This window comes from Celerinatantimonas marina (assembly GCF_046054165.1).
Lineage (GTDB): Bacteria > Pseudomonadota > Gammaproteobacteria > Enterobacterales > Celerinatantimonadaceae > Celerinatantimonas.
Genome location: NZ_JBFNXK010000004.1, coordinates 241,696 through 260,430, shown reverse-complemented (window position 1 = coordinate 260,430; position 18,735 = coordinate 241,696). Strand labels below are relative to the sequence as shown.

General features: G+C 45.4%; 18 protein-coding genes. 14 read left to right on the top strand and 4 right to left on the bottom strand.

Annotation, left to right across the window (positions count from 1 at the left end):
- Positions 1 to 111: 111 nt before the first annotated feature.
- The 3 genes from ABUE20_RS06465 to ABUE20_RS06455 are packed head-to-tail and all read right to left on the bottom strand — an operon-like array spanning position 112 to position 2,533.
- Entirely contained in the window at positions 112 to 909 is a 798-nt protein-coding gene (locus ABUE20_RS06465) for a metal ABC transporter permease (RefSeq protein ID WP_408619046.1), read from the bottom strand.
- Positions 902 to 1,666 carry an ATP-binding cassette domain-containing protein gene (locus ABUE20_RS06460; RefSeq protein ID WP_408619045.1) on the bottom strand — a complete coding sequence of 255 codons (765 nt, stop codon included), beginning with the start codon at positions 1,664 to 1,666 and terminating at the stop codon, positions 902 to 904. Before ABUE20_RS06460 ends, ABUE20_RS06465 begins: the two co-directional genes overlap by 8 nt.
- Before the next feature lie 6 nt (positions 1,667 to 1,672).
- On the bottom strand, positions 1,673 to 2,533 hold the full coding sequence (locus ABUE20_RS06455; RefSeq protein WP_408619044.1) for a metal ABC transporter solute-binding protein, Zn/Mn family: 861 nt from the start codon (positions 2,531 to 2,533) through the stop codon (positions 1,673 to 1,675).
- Between the two features lie 173 nt (positions 2,534 to 2,706).
- Here ABUE20_RS06455 and oxyR point away from each other — a divergent pair, with 173 nt between their 5' ends.
- Entirely contained in the window at positions 2,707 to 3,597 is an 891-nt protein-coding gene (oxyR, locus tag ABUE20_RS06450; protein WP_408619042.1) for a DNA-binding transcriptional regulator OxyR, read from the top strand.
- A 92-nt stretch (positions 3,598 to 3,689) separates the two neighbouring features.
- Here the strand turns inward: oxyR and ABUE20_RS06445 are convergent, their stop codons facing one another.
- Entirely contained in the window at positions 3,690 to 6,194 is a 2,505-nt protein-coding gene (locus ABUE20_RS06445) for a penicillin-binding protein 1A (protein ID WP_408619041.1), read from the bottom strand.
- A 147-nt stretch (positions 6,195 to 6,341) separates the two neighbouring features.
- Here ABUE20_RS06445 and ABUE20_RS06440 point away from each other — a divergent pair, with 147 nt between their 5' ends.
- The 13 genes from ABUE20_RS06440 (at position 6,342) to ABUE20_RS06380 (ending at position 18,722) form a co-directional block, all read left to right on the top strand.
- Positions 6,342 to 7,199, top strand: a complete 858-nt coding sequence (locus tag ABUE20_RS06440) for a hypothetical protein (protein ID WP_408619040.1) — start codon at positions 6,342 to 6,344, stop codon at positions 7,197 to 7,199.
- A 2-nt stretch (positions 7,200 to 7,201) separates the two neighbouring features.
- Positions 7,202 to 7,672: a PilN domain-containing protein gene (locus ABUE20_RS06435; protein WP_408619039.1), complete on the top strand. Its 471-nt coding sequence runs from the start codon at positions 7,202 to 7,204 to the stop codon at positions 7,670 to 7,672.
- Complete coding sequence (locus ABUE20_RS06430; RefSeq protein WP_408619038.1) at positions 7,669 to 8,088, top strand: hypothetical protein; 420 nt, start codon at positions 7,669 to 7,671, stop codon at positions 8,086 to 8,088. The genes ABUE20_RS06435 and ABUE20_RS06430 overlap by 4 nt, the downstream gene beginning before the upstream one ends.
- Positions 8,088 to 9,731 carry a type IV pilus secretin PilQ gene (locus tag ABUE20_RS06425; protein ID WP_408619037.1) on the top strand — a complete coding sequence of 548 codons (1,644 nt, stop codon included), beginning with the start codon at positions 8,088 to 8,090 and terminating at the stop codon, positions 9,729 to 9,731. The genes ABUE20_RS06430 and ABUE20_RS06425 overlap by 1 nt, the downstream gene beginning before the upstream one ends.
- Positions 9,732 to 9,888: 157 nt before the next feature.
- Positions 9,889 to 10,407, top strand: coding sequence for a shikimate kinase AroK (aroK, locus tag ABUE20_RS06420; protein WP_408619036.1), 519 nt, complete (start codon positions 9,889 to 9,891; stop codon positions 10,405 to 10,407).
- 8 nt (positions 10,408 to 10,415) lie between these two features.
- A complete protein-coding gene (gene aroB, locus ABUE20_RS06415) occupies positions 10,416 to 11,492 on the top strand; it encodes a 3-dehydroquinate synthase (RefSeq protein ID WP_408619035.1) in 1,077 nt (358 codons plus the stop codon).
- A 5-nt stretch (positions 11,493 to 11,497) separates the two neighbouring features.
- On the top strand, positions 11,498 to 13,039 hold the full coding sequence (locus ABUE20_RS06410) for an AAA family ATPase (RefSeq protein ID WP_408619034.1): 1,542 nt from the start codon (positions 11,498 to 11,500) through the stop codon (positions 13,037 to 13,039).
- 23 nt (positions 13,040 to 13,062) lie between these two features.
- On the top strand, positions 13,063 to 13,929 hold the full coding sequence (locus ABUE20_RS06405) for a Dam family site-specific DNA-(adenine-N6)-methyltransferase (protein WP_408619033.1): 867 nt from the start codon (positions 13,063 to 13,065) through the stop codon (positions 13,927 to 13,929).
- A 40-nt stretch (positions 13,930 to 13,969) separates the two neighbouring features.
- The gene (gene rpe / locus ABUE20_RS06400; protein ID WP_408619066.1) at positions 13,970 to 14,635 is read left to right on the top strand and encodes a ribulose-phosphate 3-epimerase; all 666 of its coding nucleotides are present in this window, start codon (positions 13,970 to 13,972) and stop codon (positions 14,633 to 14,635) included.
- Positions 14,632 to 15,309: a phosphoglycolate phosphatase gene (locus tag ABUE20_RS06395; RefSeq protein ID WP_408619032.1), complete on the top strand. Its 678-nt coding sequence runs from the start codon at positions 14,632 to 14,634 to the stop codon at positions 15,307 to 15,309. Before rpe ends, ABUE20_RS06395 begins: the two co-directional genes overlap by 4 nt.
- Positions 15,310 to 15,980: 671 nt before the next feature.
- A complete protein-coding gene (locus tag ABUE20_RS06390; RefSeq protein ID WP_408619031.1) occupies positions 15,981 to 16,931 on the top strand; it encodes a hypothetical protein in 951 nt (316 codons plus the stop codon).
- A 9-nt stretch (positions 16,932 to 16,940) separates the two neighbouring features.
- The gene (locus ABUE20_RS06385) at positions 16,941 to 17,993 is read left to right on the top strand and encodes a hypothetical protein (RefSeq protein WP_408619030.1); all 1,053 of its coding nucleotides are present in this window, start codon (positions 16,941 to 16,943) and stop codon (positions 17,991 to 17,993) included.
- Positions 17,994 to 18,104: 111 nt separating this feature from the next.
- Complete coding sequence (locus tag ABUE20_RS06380; RefSeq protein WP_408619029.1) at positions 18,105 to 18,722, top strand: LPP20 family lipoprotein; 618 nt, start codon at positions 18,105 to 18,107, stop codon at positions 18,720 to 18,722.
- Positions 18,723 to 18,735 lie beyond the last annotated feature (13 nt).

Below are 18,735 nucleotides of genomic sequence, written 5' to 3'. Positions count from 1 at the left end.
AGGTGAATGGAGTGTCGATGTCAGCCAATGAACCGCTTCTTAAGTCATAAGCCGCTCAATCGATGACATCGACCTATCGGGGAGGGTGATAGCGATGGCAAAAGCGCTCGATTAATGGTGATCTCGATAGTATTGATAACCTCGAGAGAGGGCATAACCGCAGCTGCTCAACGCGGTGATGGTAAAACTAACGGGCCAATCGCTTAGATAAGCCAGTACAATGCCACCTAAACCAAATAGCAGTGCACTGAAGGCACTCAAGAGCAGTCCTAAATAAAGTCGGCTGGTTAGCTGCAAGGCGACGGCTCCCGGAGCGATCATCAGGGTAAAGACCAGTAATGCACCGACAATTTGGCTACAGGCGACGGTCACCAGTGCGCATAACATAAAGAATAAAATGCTGTAAAGCGTGACCCGATAACCCCGACTCTGGGCAATTTCCGGTTGCAAGGTTATGAGCAGTAATGGCCGATAGAGCCCGATAAATGCGGCATAGACTACGATGGCTAATATCGCCAGATGGAGCACGGTTTGGTGGCTGACAGCAAGCACATTGCCAAATAACAGTTGATTGGCCGCCGTGGCAAATTGGGTATAGAAGTGCAGCGCTAATAGTCCCAGTCCAAGAGAAAGAGTCAGGAGCATGCCGATAATCACATCTCTGTTTTCTAGTTTATTCCCGAGCCAGCCAATGCCGATACCACCCAGAACGGTCACCATGAGGGCACCGGTGAATGGGGTCACCCCGAAAAAGAGAGAAGCGCTGGCACCGGTAAAACCAAAATGGGCAAGCGCATGACCGGCGAAGCTTTGGCCCCGAAGGACTAAAAAATAGCCGATAGGGCCCGCTAAAATAGCGATCAATGTGGTTGCCAGCCAAGCATTGCGCATAAATTGATAATCAAACATAAAGGTCGGCGTCCGAATGGGCAATGAATAGTTGATGGTGACGATGGCCGATGATATCTAAGTGGCAGTGATAGAGCTCGCTTAGGATCTGACTGGTTAATAAAGCCTGAATGGAGCCATGAGTGAGTGTTTGCTGGTGGATGAGCAGAAGCGAATCAAAATGATTAATGAACGGGTTTAATTCATGAGTACAACAGATGATGGTCATATTGAGTTTTGTTTTTATCTCATGAATCAACCGCACTAATTTATATTGATGGTTTGGATCAAGGCCCACCAGAGGCTCATCTAAGAGTAATAATTTAGGATAGTTCAGCAGTGCCTGAGCGAGCATTAATCGCTGATATTCGCCCCCAGAGAGTTTATCTAAAGGTCTTCTGGCAAGATCCAAACCTGAGACTTGCGACAGAACCCAGTCGATCCGTTGTTGCCAGTCGTCACGGCTAACACGCCGTGGACGCCAGCTATGCATCAGATCAATGGCTGCAATGCTCAGCCGGGAGCTTTGGGCTTTCAGCTGAGGCAGATAACTGACGAATGGATGGCCGCGATGGCAGGTGGTTCCCAGTACATTTAGCGTTTGATAGTGTGCTTTTTGCAAACCGAGGAGTGTGCGTAGCAGCGTTGTTTTCCCGGCCCCATTGCTTCCCAGCAAACCGACAAATGCACCTTGTTGGATTTGAATTTGCTCACTCTCAAACAATTTTCGACGGCCCAGGTTAACCCTGAGCCGATTTATTTCAACGGCAGTATCCATGGCGGTTTATTTTAATACCTTCGCAATGGCGTTGAGTTCGTTATGGATCCAATGCTGATAATGAATGTTCTCCGGCATGGTTTCGGTGGCACCCACAATTGCAACGTGATGGGTTTGGGCTAACTTTTTGAGCTGTTCAGTCGCAGGCTCTGAAACTTGGTTGTTATAGAGTAAAAATGCCACCTTATGGTCACTTAAGGAGTTTTCGAACTGTTTTTGTTGGCTAATCGATGGATCGGTATCGTTCATGACGGCCGTTTGAAAGGCTTGGTTTAAATCTTTAAAGCCGAGCAAATTAAACATATAGCCAAAGACGGGTTCCGTCGCAGTGACGGGGGTACCGGCATATTGGGCTCTGATAGTATCGATCTGAGTGAACAACGTGTGCATCGACTGACTGAATTGTTGCCAGTTGTGCTCAAATTCCTGCTGATGTTTTGGAGCGAGTTGGCTCAGCTGCTCTTTGAGGGCATAGCCCAAAGTGAGCATCGTATACGGGTTGTACCAGATGTGAGGATTGTCCCCATTTTGGCGGGCCGCAAGGGCGGCAACTTGGATCGTTTTAAGTTGTGTGTAGTTCGACAGTAGTTTCGGCATCCAATCGTCATAGCCAATGCCGCTGTAGATGGCGAGATCCGCTTGGGCCAATGATTTGGCTACTTTGGGGCTCACTTCAAAAAGGTGAGGATTTTGCTCTGGATTTGACAAAATACTGGATACATCGACTTGTTGGCCACCAATTTGTTCAGCTATATCAGCGTAAAAATTTTCGGCAGCGACAATATGAATGGTTTTCGCAACCGACCACGGGCTGAATAGTAAGGTCAGGGTGACGGTGAGGATGATCCATAGGGGACGAATAAACATTAATTTTCCTTATCAGAACGTTATAACATAACATTATCCTATCCGATTTAAGGATGTGATAAAAGCCATAAGATAGATTGTTTTTAATTGTTTATATCTATCAATCTATTGCATAATGAGGCACAAACAGCGATGAAGCCGCGCTTTTTCGGCCTGACCCGTTAGGATAAGCTATGAATCTGCGAGACCTTGAATATTTGATCGCCTTACAGGAAGTGAAGCACTTCCGTAAGGCGGCGGAAAAATGTTTTGTCAGTCAACCTACGTTGAGTGGCCAGATATCTAAATTAGAAGAAGAACTGGGATTGCTCTTAATTGAGCGGACGTCTCGGAAGGTTATTTTTACCCATGCGGGTGAAGATATCGCAGCGAAGGCCCGACAAATTTTGATGGAAGTAAAAGGGCTGAAAGATATCGCTAAAAACTATCAAGCACCGCTTTCTGGTCCATTACATATGGGGCTTATTCCAACGGTGGCGCCTTATGTATTACCTAAAATCGTGCCGCAGATCCGGGAGCAGTTTCCTGATCTGGAGTTGTTTTTATATGAAGAGCAAACCAGCGAGCTGCTTAAAAAATTAGATGAAGGCGAGTTGGATTGCTTAGTGTTAGCTTTGTTACCGGATATGGAGCGTTTTGGGCGCATTGATTTATATCGGGAACCTCTATTACTGGCTTTGCCTAAATCGCATCAATGGCGGGATCGAGAGCGGGTTGCCATTGATGACTTAAAAGGGCATCGAGTTCTGATGTTAGAGGATGGTCACTGCCTAAGAGAACAGGCGATGGGATATTGTTTTGCGGCGGGTGCTAAAGAAGATACCAGTTTTAAAGCCACTAGCCTTGAAACGTTACGGCATATGGTGGCTGCGGATTGCGGGATTACATTGTTGCCTGAATTGGCTGTTCCTCAAGCGCAGAATGATCATCATGAATTGTGTTATAAGCGCTTTGTTGAGCCGCAACCAGGACGGACCATTAGCTTGATGTATCGCATGCACTCGGTGCGTCGCCCTTGTTTTAATGAGCTGGGTAAGTTAATTCAGAATCAAATTCATTTTTAAGGTCGGAGCTTTGTGATCTTAATTCGCTGTTAAAATAGGGTTATGTGAATGGCAATGATACTAGGATTTCCCCAGTATCATTGTCGTAGCCGTTAAAAGATTTGGTCCTGAATATTTCCCCCGGCCGACTGGGTATTTTGCTCGACATACTGAGTGGGTTGGCTTCCGTCGAGAAAGTATTCAAAACGGCTGGTATAGTCGTTAGCATTACTTAGTAGTCCGGTTTTTTCATCAATGCGGGCTGTGACAATCCCGGGAGGCGTAGGAATGAGATGTTCCGGGATCCCATCTAAAGCATTACGCATAAAATCGATCCAAGCCGGCTGCGCGGATTTCGCGCCAAATTCCCCACCATAGGACTGATCTTTTCCTAAGTTGTTGTTATAACTGGTTTGGCCTAAATCACGGCTGAAATCATCAAAACCGATCCAACTGGTGACGACCAGATCGGGACCAAAGCCGGAGAACCAGGCATCTTTGGCATCATTGGTGGTGCCACTTTTACCATACAGATCATCCCGATGTAATGTCAGTGCTCGCCAACCAGTCCCATTCCAGCCGGTATGGTGTGCCCAGCTCCCTCCGCCAGTAATCACGCTGTGCATCGCCTGAGCCACCAAAAAAGCATTCTGGGTGGAGATAATCTGTGGGGCGAGTTGTTGCGCTGTTGCGTATGCTCCATGACATTGCTTCAGTGGATCTGCGGGTTGTGGCTCAGCTGACTCGGGTGCTTCGGATGCGGCGAGGCAATCTGGGCAAGCAACTTTGGGAGTCGCCTGAAATAGAATCTGGCCGCTTGGGTCCGTAATATGATCGATGAAATAGGGTGAAATCAGAAATCCCCCATTGGCGAATGTGGCATATCCGGTGACCACCTGCAGCGGTGTTAAAGAGGCCGAACCCAGAGCGATGGTTTCGTTGCGCGGCAGCTCATCCGCCTGAAAACCGAATTTTTCCAGATGATTAATGACACTGGTTAAGCCGAGTTTTCGGACTAATCGCACTGAAACTACGTTTTTCGATTCGGCTAATGCCACTCGAAGTCGGGTTGGTCCATTGTATATCGGTGGCGAGTTTTTAGGGCGCCATGCGACCCCTAAGGACTGATCCCATTGATTTACCGGCGCATCATTGATGAGCGTCGCTAATGTCATGCCACTGGCAAATGCATCGGAATAGATGAAGGGTTTGATGTTTGAACCAACCTGGCGTTTGGCTTGCGTTACTCGGTTGAATTTACTGCGGTTATAACTGAATCCGCCTGATAGAGCTTGAATGGCGCCATCAAACGGACGCAAGGCAACGATGGCCGCGCTAGCATCTGGGAGTTGAGATAGTTGATCATGTTGGCCATCGCCTTGATCGATCACCCAGACCACATCCCCGGGCGATAGAATATCGTGTGCGGTTTTAGGCTCTTCCCCTTGACGATTATCCGTTAAATAGCGACGGGCCCATTTCATACCATCCCAATCGAGCTGAATGGGTTTGCCCCCTTTTAGAATAGCGCTGGCTGTTTGCTCGTCGACAGCAGTAATTGCCGCGGCTTTTAGATAAGCATAATTAGGTAGTTCGGCCAGTTTATCGATAATTTTTTGCCGTGGCAGAGGCGATTGACCTGCTTTCCATAAAGTTTGGATGGGTCCGCGAAATCCGTGGCGCATATCGTAATCCAACAGGTTTTTACGCAGCGCTTGTTCGGCAGCTAACTGTCGGTTTGAGTGGACGGTGGTGTAAATATTCAAACCTCGGGTATAAGCATCATCACCATATTGATCGATAATCTGTTGACGAACCATTTCAGCTAGATATGGCGCATGAACTTCGATTTCCGCCCCATGATAACTGGCGGTAATCGGCGCTGCATTGGCTTGTTCATAGGTCGCTTTGTCGATATATCCTTGATCGAGCATTCGCCCTAAAACCACACTGCGACGCGCTTTGGCCCGCTGCGGAGAGGTTAAGGGATTGAGTGCTGATGGTGCTTTGGGAAGCCCGGCAATCACAGCGATTTGGGGCAGTGTAAGGTCCTGAACATCTTTACCGTAATAGACCTGAGCCGCCGCGCCAACCCCGTAAGCACGATAACCTAATGGAATTTTATTGAGATACAGATCCAGAATTTCCTCTTTGGTGAGCATATGTTCGATCTGTAGAGCAAGAAATATCTCTTTGATTTTACGAATGTAAGTTTTTTCTCGGGTCAAAAAGAAATTACGAGCCACCTGCTGAGTAATGGTACTGGCACCTTGTGATTTGCGACCAGTTAAAATTAGATTTATGGCCGCGCGAGCAATCCCAATGGGATCAATCCCGGGGTGTTGATAGAAGCGAGAATCCTCGGTGGCAATAAATGCTTTTTTCATCAGCGGTGGAATTTGGTCTATGGCCAATGGGATCCGGCGCTTCTCGCCAAATTGGGAGATTAATTTTCCATCAGCTGTATAAACTCGCATCGGTGTTTGTAATTGTATATCCCTAAGAGCACTGACGTCAGGTAACTCGGGTAACACATATAAATACATGGTTCCGATTCCTGCTGTACCGAGTACGACTCCGAATAACATGACGCCCAGAAGACGCTTTAGCCATTTCATTGATAGTGGATACCTAATTTGCCCGATTAAGCTCAATTATATAAGGAAGTGACTCCATCATTCGACCCTATTTATTGTATTCGACCGGAATTAATTTTATATTGATAATTAAATCAATAGTTATTTTTGCCATTGTGCTGTCTTTTTATGTTTAAGCTTAGCTCTGGAAATTCGAATCGACTGGGCCTGTATTTGGGGGCTTCCCAATTACAGGCCGTATATTTATCACCTCATGGACGTCGGTTTTTACCGGCAATCAATTTGGAAACCTCTCAGTTTTCGGTCGAATCGTTGTGTCATTCGCCGCAGGTTTTAGCGGATGGATTACATCAATTGCAGCAACAGCTCCATCGTTATCATGGGCGTGTTTCATTAAGTTTACCGAAATCTTGGATTGAGACGGGCGTGATTAGTCTGCCGAGGTCTCAATCCATTGAGATGACAAATGGTGCCGCTCTGTGTCGACAGCATGGTGTCGCGGTGAGTGATTATGATTGTTTGGAACTTATCGGGTTGGCACCGGACATTCGACATCCGGGGCAACATCTGTATCGTTATGCTTGGATCTCGGGGCAGCTGCAAGGCATATTGAAAGCTTTATCGCAGTCGTGTCAGTGGTCTTTGACCCGCTTGGATGCGGCTATATATGGACTGGCTCGCGCCTGGTGGGCCGAGCAACCCGCCATGCCCGGACGCTTTGCTGAGTTATATGTTGCTCACATTGAGTCGAAATTGGAAGTTGGGCTATTTTTGCAGCATCGGCTATTGGATTGGCAGGTTTTACCGGATCCATCAGCGTTGTCACTCCAGAATTATTTGGCAAATTTAGCGGCGATTTTAGCTCGGTTTCCGGGGGTGACAATTATTCAGGTGCGTTGTAGTCAGGCGGAATTCTGTGATGATGTATCTCTGCCTTCGTTGCCGATTCAATGGCAGATCATGACCTCTTTATGTTGCCAAAATGATGGCCATTGGATGGCCTATGGTGCGGCGCTGGCACTGTAGAAATGAATGGATTTAATTTTATTCGTTTATCTGAATCAGAGACATCGGTATCGAATCATGCTCTACCGCTGGTCCTGATTTTTATTCTGGCTTTAGGTTTATGGGCTGAAGTAGGGTGGCAGCATCGGCAAACCTCTCGATTACGTCAGAGTTATCTGCAGCATTTGCGAGCTTGGACTCTGCAACAAAAGCAGCATCAGTCAGTCGATTTCCAACAACCTCAATTAGCATGGGCGCAGCTATTAGGGCAATTAGCATCACTGCTCCCCAAAGGCGTGTATTTGGAGCGACTCACTCTTCAATCACAGACATTACACCTACAAGGGCGGGCTGATTCAATGGTTGTGATCACTCAAATCGTACGCGTTCTAAATCAACTTCCTTGGTTAAGTCATGGTCGGATTTTAGAAGCCACGACCCAGAATTCCGCCCCGATCCGTTTTCAATTACAATTTGAGGTCACTTTTAAATGAATTTTCTTTTGAAGTATCAACGAGTACTGCTGTTGTGTTGTGGGTTATGTTGTCTATTCGCGGTGCAACGATGGGGGGAAGAATATCGGGCTCAGCAGCGGTGGAGCGCACAGTTACGGCAAGTGATGTTGCGCACAGCGCGCTTTAAGCCGTCATCGGCCTCTGGTCAGTCCTCATTCCAATGGTCACGGTTTATTCAGCAATTCCCATTTCCTTTGCAGTATTGGCGTCATGCTCCCGACGGTAAAATGGTGGCGCAGTGGCCAGTCCAATATTGGCCAGTTGTTCACTGGTTATTGGCGCATTATCCGAACTTACCTATGAATCAGTTTGAGCAACTCACAATTGAAACCCGGCCGGCAACACCAAATCAGCAATTATTGACATTACGATTACATTTAATTCGGAATAAATAATGAAAATGATAATGGTGGGGATGAGTGCTTTGTTACTGGTTTTTGCTACCCGTAGTGTAGCGGTGGAACGAAATCCTTTTCAGCCTGCTGTTCCATTATCTCCGTCCCGAACGGGAGGAACTCAGCGAGGCGTTATTTCTGGCGATGCATATCCCGATAAATCACTAAAGATAGTAAGTATTCACTATTCTAAAAATAATATTTTGCTGAAGTTTAATGAGAGTCCGATAGATTATCAGCTATCTACCCATGGACATCAATTACAGTTATATCTCCCGCAGTTAGCATTGGATCATTCGCAGTTGAAAGCATTTCAAAATCGAGCGATCCAAATGCAATGGGTTGCCACAGATCAGTTGCAGTGGCAGTTCGCTAGACCTATTCAGGCCTATTTGAAAGTATCACATCGGCAAATTGAGATTCGGTATACCTACCCAACATCCACAACAGATCCGTTTGTATCGTTGCAGGTACATCAGGCACCTTGTGGACGACTATTACAATGGCTGGCTGATTTGGCTCAGCAAAATATGATCCTCCATATTCCCTCGGATAAAACATTGCATTTAACTTTGCATCATGTTCGCTGGGATGAAGCGATGGAGGCAATTGCTGAAGCGGCTGGGTTAACATTGACGAAGAGTAATCAGGTATGGATGATCCGCCCGACCGATGAAGTGTTGGCTCAGCGTCAACAGCAATTAAAAGAACAATTAACCGCTCAGCAATTACAAGGTCTTGATAGTGTAACGGTCCGAGTTCGGTATGCCAAAGCGGCTGAATTGCTGAAGATTATTCAAACTACGTTGCATCATCAGTTAGCGGCTAATGCATCTTTAGCCGCAGATGGGCGTACAAATACCATCATTATCCAGGCGCATTCGGCTATGATTGAAAAAGTTAAACAGTTGATAATGGTGCTGGATCAGCCGGTAAGAGAAGTGGATATTGCTTCCAGAATGATCACGATTCGAACAGATGATAACCGTGAGCTTGGGGTTCAGTGGCAGGTCGGAGGGCATGCCAATGGGGATGTCACCGAAGGAGGATTCAATGTCCAACTTCCGGTCGCGCAGGCAACCAGCAGCGTTGCATTTAAATTTGCAAAACTTGCTTCAGGGACGGCTCTGGACCTTGAACTTTCGGCTTTAGCGCAGGAGAATAGAGGAAAGATCATTGCAAGCCCTCGGGTGGTGACGGCTAATCAGCAGACGGCCTATATTGAACAAGGGCGAGAGATCCCGTATGTTGAATCTGCATCCAGTGGCGCAGCTTCAGTGACATTTAAAAAAGCAGTTCTGAGTTTGAAAGTAACACCACAGATTACGCCGGATAACCGAATTATTTTAGATCTTGTAATTACTCAGGATACAGAAGGTGATGCGGTTCAAACGCCATTAGGGCGTGCGGTTGCGATTAATACCCAAGAAATACAGACTCAGGTATCATTAAATAATGGTGAAACCATCGTGTTAGGTGGTATTTATCAACAACAACGTCAAAAGATGATCAATAAAGTTCCGCTGATAAGTGAGATTCCGGCCATCGGATCACTTTTTCAGTATCGCTCTACTACGCTTGAAAAGAGCGAATTATTGATCTTTGTGACCCCAAAAATAGTTAATTCATCCGTAAATGGCTAAATGGAGGTCTGTATTGATTTTCCGGTTGCCAAAACAGTCCGCAAGCTGAGATAATCGCGCACCTGATCTTTGGGTAAATGAGAAGGTTGGTTACGACGGTACTCCGCAGCTATTTAGCGGGAGAAGAATTGACGCAATAGATTTGTAATGTAGAGACATGGCTGAAAAACGTAATATTTTCTTGATCGGACCAATGGGTGCGGGAAAAAGCACGATTGGTCGTCACTTAGCTTCACAATTGCATATGCAGTTTTATGACACAGACACTGAAATTGAGCGCCGTACCGGTGCTGATATTTCGTGGGTTTTCGATGTCGAAGGTGAAGATGGTTTCCGCGTTCGTGAAGAAGCAGTAATAGATGATATGACCCAGGAACAAGGTCTAGTCCTGGCCACGGGTGGAGGGTGCGTTAAAAGCAAAGAAAACCGTAATCGGTTGTCCGCTCGAGGCATTGTTGTTTATCTTGAAACATCTATTGACAAGCAATTTGCTCGTACTCAGCGTGATAAGCGTCGACCACTTTTGCAAAATTGTGATGATCCGCGGGAAAAACTCGAAAAATTAGCGCAAGAACGTATGCCTTTATATGAAGAAATCGCTGATTACCGGGTCGTCACCGATGATCAGAGTGCTAAATCAGTGGCTAATCAAATTATTGAACTATTAGGGTTCTGAGTTCGCTTATGGAAAGCTTAACCGTTGCATTGGGTGAACGGAGTTATCCTATATCAATCGGGCCCGGCCTGTTAGGTCAGCCCGATTTTTTTACGGGAGAAATCCGTTCTCGGCAAGTCATGATCGTGACTAACGAAACCGTTGGACCGTTGTATCTCGCACCGTTACAGGCCACGTTGGCCGCTTATCAGGTCGATGTTGTGGTTCTACCTGATGGGGAACAGTATAAAAATGCTGAGATCCTTGATCAAGTGTATACCGCGCTACTGGAAAAACTGCATGGCCGGGATACGACGATTATTGCGCTAGGCGGCGGTGTGATTGGTGATATGGCTGGGTTTGCTGCAGCTTGTTATCAACGGGGTGTTCCATTTATTCAGGTCCCGACGACTTTGTTGGCCCAAGTCGATTCTTCGGTTGGCGGTAAAACAGCGGTGAATCATCGGCTGGGTAAAAATATGATCGGGGCTTTTTATCAGCCTCAGGCCGTGGTTATGGATATTAATTGCCTGAATACGCTTCCGGAACGAGAATATCGGGCTGGGATGGCTGAAGTCATCAAATATGGCATTATCTATGATGGAAATTTTTTCAACTGGTTGGAAACGCATTTAGAGGCGATTCATCGTCTTGAACCCGATGTGATCACAACCATGTTGCATCGTTGTTGTGAAATTAAAGCTGAAGTGGTGGCCAAAGATGAAAAAGAGCAAGGGATCCGTGCGTTGCTCAATTTAGGTCACACCTTTGGTCATGCGATTGAAGCGCATCAGGGGTATGGTAATTGGCTGCATGGTGAAGCGGTGGCTGCCGGAACGGTTATGGCCTCGATTGCTGCGGAGCAACAAGGTTTGATTACTGCAGCCGATGTGGCTCGGATCCGAGCGTTGTTTGAGCGTGTCGGGTTACCGGTCTTACCGCCAGAACAGATGGAACTGGATGATTTTATGGAACATATGATGCGCGATAAAAAAGTGCTGAACCAGAAAATTCGGGTGATTTTGCCGACAGCGATTGGTTCGGCTGAGTTAGTCGGTCAGTTCGGTCGAGATCAAATGCAACAGGTTTTACAGGCACTGCGTTAACGGATATGAATGATCGCTCTCGATTGATTCAACTGCCCAGTCAGCGAATGCTTTTGGAGCGGTTAGAAACTCAGGTTCGTTTTGGGTCCAATATATTGCTCGTGCATGGTGAACCGGGGGCCGGAAAGTCAGCGCTTGCGGAAAGTTTGTTAGATAGTGCCGATTTTGCCAATCAGGCGTGGTTATCGGTTGATTCTCAAAGTAATGATGAGCTGTTACGGGAGCAATTATTACAGCAGCTTTTGAGCGATCCGCTGTTTAACCCATCTGATCCTCTTTTCGATAGTTTGTCTCGAAACCTCGAGGCTTCCGAAGTTCCTTTATTATTAGTGATCGATCAGGCAGAACGGTTATCGAAGCAATTTTTTAGCGAATTATTTGAGCTTATCGAAAAATATCCGCAGAATTATCAGCATGCTCTGAATATTGTGTTATTTTCAACACTGAGTACTCGCCAGTTAGCACAGCAAACTTATCCGGGATTTCCTCAGCTTTTGGAGATCGACATCCCCGCGTTAACTTCGGATGAAGCCTCATTATTGGCTCAGAGTTTATTTGAGCGGGCTGATTATCAGGCCAGCGTTGAGAATAAATCTGCTGTGGAGCAACGAATCGAAAGTGCTTTGGGGAACCCCGGAGCAATTTGTCAAATTGTTGAGCAAATTATTTCAGGAGCAGCGATCATGTCAGATGAACAAGCACCAAAGCGCAAGCCATACCTTGTTTGGGGAGGAATTGTGGTATTGGTAGCTGCAGTAGCCGGCCTATTAGTACAGGTTCTTAATAATCATTCTCCTGCTTCATCGCCTTCGGTATCCGCTAGTAGTGGGCAAGCGAATGTTTCGATTCCGGTCGTGTTACCGACCAAGCAAGATCAGGCGGCGACTCAACCTTCAGATAACTCGCAGCCCGTGAGTAATCCCCAGGATCAAGATCAAACGCAGTCTTTGCCTGCACCGGTGACCGAGCAGTCGATTAATACTCAGTCGGCTCCAGAAGTGGGTCAAAAACGGGTTGTTGTTAATGATCAGGTTGTCGAACAGTTAGTCAAAGCTCAGGAGCAGAACGCGTCTGATACGCCAACTCAGCCTAAAGCGGCGCCTCAGCCTAAAGCAAAAGTAACGGATCAGGCTAAATCGCCATCTTCACCTGTCGTTGCGAAGGCTAAAGAAATAACTTCTGCGGCGGCCCCCGTGGCTCAGACACCTCAGCGAGTCCACGCAGAGATCGCACCACAAACCGGTACTGTGACCTCTAATGTTGCAACGGATACCCAAAGTGTATTGAATGCAAAACCAGCGAATCACTACACGTTGCAATTGGGGGCATTTAGTTCGATGCAGGCAGCGCAGGAATTTGTTCAAAAATCATCATTGAATGGGTGGATTTATCCGTTCCAGAGCAGTAGCCGAATTTTGTATAAAGTGATCAGTGGTGATTATGCCGTGCGTTCTGCTGCATTACAGGCACAGCGACAGTTTAAAGCTAAAGGGCAGGCAAGCCTTATTAAATCATTCAGGCAGGTTCAGTTTGAGCTGCAACATTAGTCACTGACCATTCTGAAGACGTAATGATAAAGAACCGAGCATTTTTAAAATGGGCTGGTGGTAAGTATCATTTAATTGATGCGATTCGACGCCACCTGCCTGACGGAGATTTACTAATCGAGCCTTTTATTGGTGCCGGTTCTGTCTTCCTGAATACGGATTATCCCCGTTATTTATTAACCGATATCAATGCTGACTTGATCTATCTCTATCAACTGCTTAAGGATAATCCGGAGCGGTTCATCGATGATGCGAAGCATTTATTCAGTACTGAGACTAATGATGCGGATTGTTATTATCAGCTTCGTCAGGAATTCAATCTAAGTCAGGATCCCTACCATCGTTCCTTGTTATTTTTATACCTGAATCGTCATGGTTATAATGGACTCTGTCGCTATAACAAAAGTGGCGGGTTTAATGTCCCTTTTGGGCGGTATAAAAAGCCTTATTTTCCAGCTTCAGAGCTTGAATATTTTGCTCAGAAGGCTAAGCAAGCTGAATTTGTGTGTTGCAGTTATGAACAGACCTTTGACCGAGTGCAAACAGGGGATGTTGTGTACTGTGATCCCCCTTATGCACCTTTAACGGCCACGGCCAGTTTTACCAGTTATACCAGTGGTGGATTTAATGAAGGCCAGCAGTTGCATTTAGCACAGTTGGCTGAATTGGTGAGCCATCAACGTGGTGCTACCGTGTTGATTAGTAACCATGAAATTGCGTTTACCCGAAAAATTTATAGTGCGGCTCAGCTGAGTTCTCTAAAAGTTCGGCGAACGATTAGCCGTAAAGGACAAAAACGGGTGAAAGTGGATGAGTTGCTGGCTTTATATCCCGCTCAGCCCCGGACTGATTCGGTTGCATATTTGGTTGAGTCGGCTAAGTTGCGCTAATATATTTTCTCTTTTTCCTTCTAGTGGTGACCCCATGAAAATGCCTTACCATATTGCCCCATCTATTTTATCTGCTGATTTCGCCCGACTGGGGGATGAGAGCCAGGCTGTATTAGCAGCAGGAGCCGATCAAATTCACTTTGATGTGATGGATAATCACTATGTACCGAATCTTACTTTTGGCCCCATGATTTGTCAGGCATTACGTAATTATGGGATTGAAGCACCGATTGACGTGCATTTGATGGTTAAACCGGTGGATCGGATTATTCCTGATTTTGCCAAGGCTGGGGCGACAACTATTACTTTTCATGCGGAAGCCTCTGAACATATTGATCGTTCCCTGTCTTTGATTAAAGAACACGGATGCTTGTGTGGACTTGTTTTTAATCCGGCGACTCCCTTGCATTATTTGGACTATGTCATGGATAAAGTCGATCAGATCTTGTTGATGTCTGTGAACCCCGGATTTGGCGGGCAAAAATTTATCCCTTCGACTCTGGATAAAATTGTTGAAGTGCGGCAACGCATCGATGCTTGCGGGCGAGACATCCGTCTTGAAATTGATGGCGGTGTAACGGCTGCCAATATTGCCCAGATCGCTAAAGCCGGAGCAGATACCTTTGTAGCGGGTTCTGCTATTTTCAACCAACCTGATTATCAGCAAGCGATTCAGTCAATGCGCGATGCTTTGGAGCGGGTATGAATACAGAGACATTAAAAGCAGTTGCTTTTGATCTGGATGGAACACTGGTTGATAGTGCCCCCGATTTAGCTTCTTCCATTAACTTAATGTTGAAAGAATTAGATCGTATGATTTATCCAATCGAGTTGATTAAGAGCTGGGTGGGTAATGGGGTAGAAGTTTTGGTCAAACGGGCACTATCCGGCTCGGAGCAGATTGCTTCGAATTTAGATGAGACATTGTATCAGGATGCTCGGGCTCGTTTTGATCGCTTATACGCTGAAAATTTATGTGTTGAGACTCGGCCGTATCCAGGGGTCATCGAAGCGCTCCAATGGCTTTCTGAGCAACGTATCCCAATGGCGGTCATCACCAATAAGCCTTATGCGTTTACCGTTCAGCTTCTTGAACAACTGAATATGAGTCATTTTTTTGAGATCATGTTAGGCGGGGATTCGCTCGATAAACGTAAGCCAGATCCATATCCACTTCAGTATGCTTTGGATAAACTTCATCTTCGGCCTCGACAAATGCTGATGGTGGGGGACTCCCGGAATGATATTCTGGCTGCTAAAGCGGCGGGATGTCCCAGTCTGGGCATGACTTATGGTTATAACTATGGTATCCCTATCACTGAGAGTGAACCGGACTGGAGTGCGGATCGTCTCACGATTATTCAAACTCTTTTTGGATAAACCCGCTGAATCTGTCTGGTATTGTCACTATCATTCATAATCGATCGGATCTTCGGGAAAGTCGTCTCCATTGAAACACCTCCGCTGAGGTGTTTATTTCGGAGTGGGGGCGAGTTAACAACCGCCTGTGAAAGAAATCGCAGAATGGGGAGTATTCAGCGGGGGCTCAAAATGAGTGAAACAGGTCTGTATTTGCCCTGAATTAAGTATGGCTAGGTTTAGAGATGATCATAAATAATGATGCAGTGAATCGTTATTTATAATAAATACGAGTCATCATTTTTAGCCGATTATTAAATTCATTTCTATATCAAACTTTATAATTAGAAATTAGGTTTTTAGTAAAAAAGTATTAATTATATTAATTCAATACTTATCATATTGAGTAACCTATATATTATATTTATAGTAATAAGCATTTTCTTTCTGATATGGATCAATTTCCAAGATGGATTGATAGGCTATAAACATTTCGATGTATCCAGTTGTGCCTGGTATTTGTAAATATGTTGTCTAGTCTATAACTGTCATCGCTAATGTTTCATATCATTCTTAGTTTCTCTGAATAGATATGATTTTGGGTGTCTAATCGCATGTAATCAGGTTAAAGACATCCTTAAAAGATAGTCACTATTAGAGAATACTTAATACGTCTACCAGGAATTATTATAGTGATGAGAAGCGTTATTACATTATGTTTTTGTGTCGTACTTTCTGGATGTTCTTCCCTGTTTTCGGCCAAGATTCCTGATTGGTGGACGCATACGCCCGTTGATTCAGAGCAGTGGATGTATGGTGTAGGGGAAGGCGCTAATGCAGATATTGCCCAGCAGCAGGCATTAACTTATATTGCCGGAAAATTAAAAACCAGAGTCTCTTCACAACTATCGGTGAAAACCACCGAAACGAATACCTACTATGCGCAGTATGCAGAGCGCAATATCCGTTCATCGATTCAAAATACTGATCTCAGTCATTTCCAAATTCAAGAACGAGTCGTTGATTCTTCAGCACATATCACACGGGTCCTGATTCGTTTGGATAGACAAGCATTAGCACAAGCTTGGCGCAACCAGTATCAGGAACTCTCGCAAAAAGTAACGCAGGCTCGTCAGCGAGAAGCAGCACAGTCATTATTCGCTTGGTGGATGAATGCCCGGGCTACGCTACCGGTTGCTCAACAGGCCGATGTATTAGCGTTGCAGCTAGGTGCATTATTGAATCGTAAGTCTACTTCGAATTTGTGGACTGATTTGCAACAACTGATCCGACAAACGCCCATTCAGGTTGGGGTCGATGGTGATAATTCAGCGATTAGTCAACAGGTTACCGATCTCTTAAATCAACAGGAATTGCGAGTTGTTCGTTGTTCATCATGTGATCTTAAGCTCTCCTATCATACCAAAGTTGATTATCAGAAAATATTTGATCAGCAGGTTGCAACGCTTGAATTTTATGGGGAACTAAAAGACGCCCATGGGTTGGTGAGTCAGCAACATTGGATTGTGCAGGGCTCATCGATAACCAACACCTCTTTTGCTTATAAGGCAGCTTCAGCTAAAGCGGCTGAATATATTCAAAAACATGGATTATGGAAAAGTTTCGGTTTAGATCAGGATTAGGATTGTAGGATGAAAAATATAAAATTACTGGCCATTGCCGGGGTGGTGGGTGTATTAGCTGGATGTGCGCAACTACCTATTACAACAGATGGGTATCGAAAGGTTGATCTGCCGGCCGGTTCAGGCACCGCACCTACTCCCGAGCAGTTACAAGCACAAATGAAATCTAAAGGACAAAAAATCGTGGTTACGCCATTTGATGTAGCCGATAGAGCCACCCAACATCGTTATACGACCCAGGCTTATGATGAATTGACCCAACAACTTATGGATTCCGGGAACACCATTCTGGATAGGAAATTAGCCAGTAAGCTGAAACCAGAACTGGTTGCTGCGGAGAAAAAAGGGATTTATGACGGCTCTGGGCCTCATATTGCAGACATCGCCATGATGCCTCGGTTAGTCACACTCAATAGTAATGGGCAGTTTGTTGAACGGCGGGTCTACAAAGACAAAAAAGGGAACGTCATCGTAATTCCGGCCAAGTGCCAGTACAGTGGCGATGCTTCAATGAGTATTCGAGCTTATCGTATTCCATCGATGGAATTAATTAATACCTATACTTTTAATGGACGTGTCTCTCGTTCGACGGAAACTCGTTATTCAAATTGCGCACCGAATACCAGCCTAAAAAGATCATTGGAAAGTGGAGCTGTGAAAGATGCGATTTTACGGGGGGTTAAGGTTACGTTGAACGATATAACACCCCCTGCTTATATTATCGGACGTAGAGACAAAATTGATGGGGATGATTCATTATTCCGGACGACGATGAATAAAATTCAAGGCGCCAGAGCAAAACTGAAAGTTAATATTTATAGAATTGAGAAAAATTATAATGAATATACACAGCAAACCCGAACTGAAAAAGTCTTGATCGGTTCCGGGGTCATGACCTCAATGATCGATGATACTGGTTCTTATGTCGACGTAACGGATAAGAAGCTCATTCAGAAAATTACATTTGGTGATGTGATTCAGTTGGATCATGGTAAATGTCTAAATGGTGAATTTGAAATATTGGGTCATTGTATGTCGCTCTCATCATTATTAGCGCAATAAACTGTAAAAACAGGTAAAAATTGTCGATCAAAAATAGTATTGATGTATTTAAGTTTTAGTTAGCGATATTATGAACTAAGTATATTTAATGACAGCTCTTGGAGTAGACGAATGAAAACGAGGTTATCCGCTCTTCTTATCTCAGCCGGTGTATTAGTTATCACCGGTTGTAGCCAGAAAACAACCCTGGATTATAGTGAATGTGATTATCCTGATGCACCTTCACACTCTGCTCCGGGATGGGTGTGCGAACAGCCTGTGAAAGGACTTGAGTTGCAGGCGGTAGGGTATTCCCGGAAATTATTAAGTGGTCCCGGGATGATGACCGATGTGGCCGCGACTGAAGCGAGAAATCGTTTGGCCGCTCAGTTCTCTCAACTGATCCAGGGGCGTTTGCAACGATTGACGACCGACAATAAATCCGATCAGCAAGTTACCGGTAAAGATGCAGTATCAACATCAGCGTTGAATAGCCGTGACAATGTAGAACGGATCCAAAAATCGTTATCTGCAATGACGTTGGAAAATTCTAAAATCTATCGAACCCAGATAAGTCCGAGTGGTGGAATGTATGTGCTGGTGGGCATGGACAAGCAGCACTACGATGCAAATGTGAATCAGTTAGTCAATAATGCATTAACCAAAAAAGATTCTCCGGAACTTTATCAACAGTTTCTAAAAGCTCAGGCTGATGAATCACTGGATAAAGTGCGTCAACAACTCAACTAGTGAGAGGGCCTGC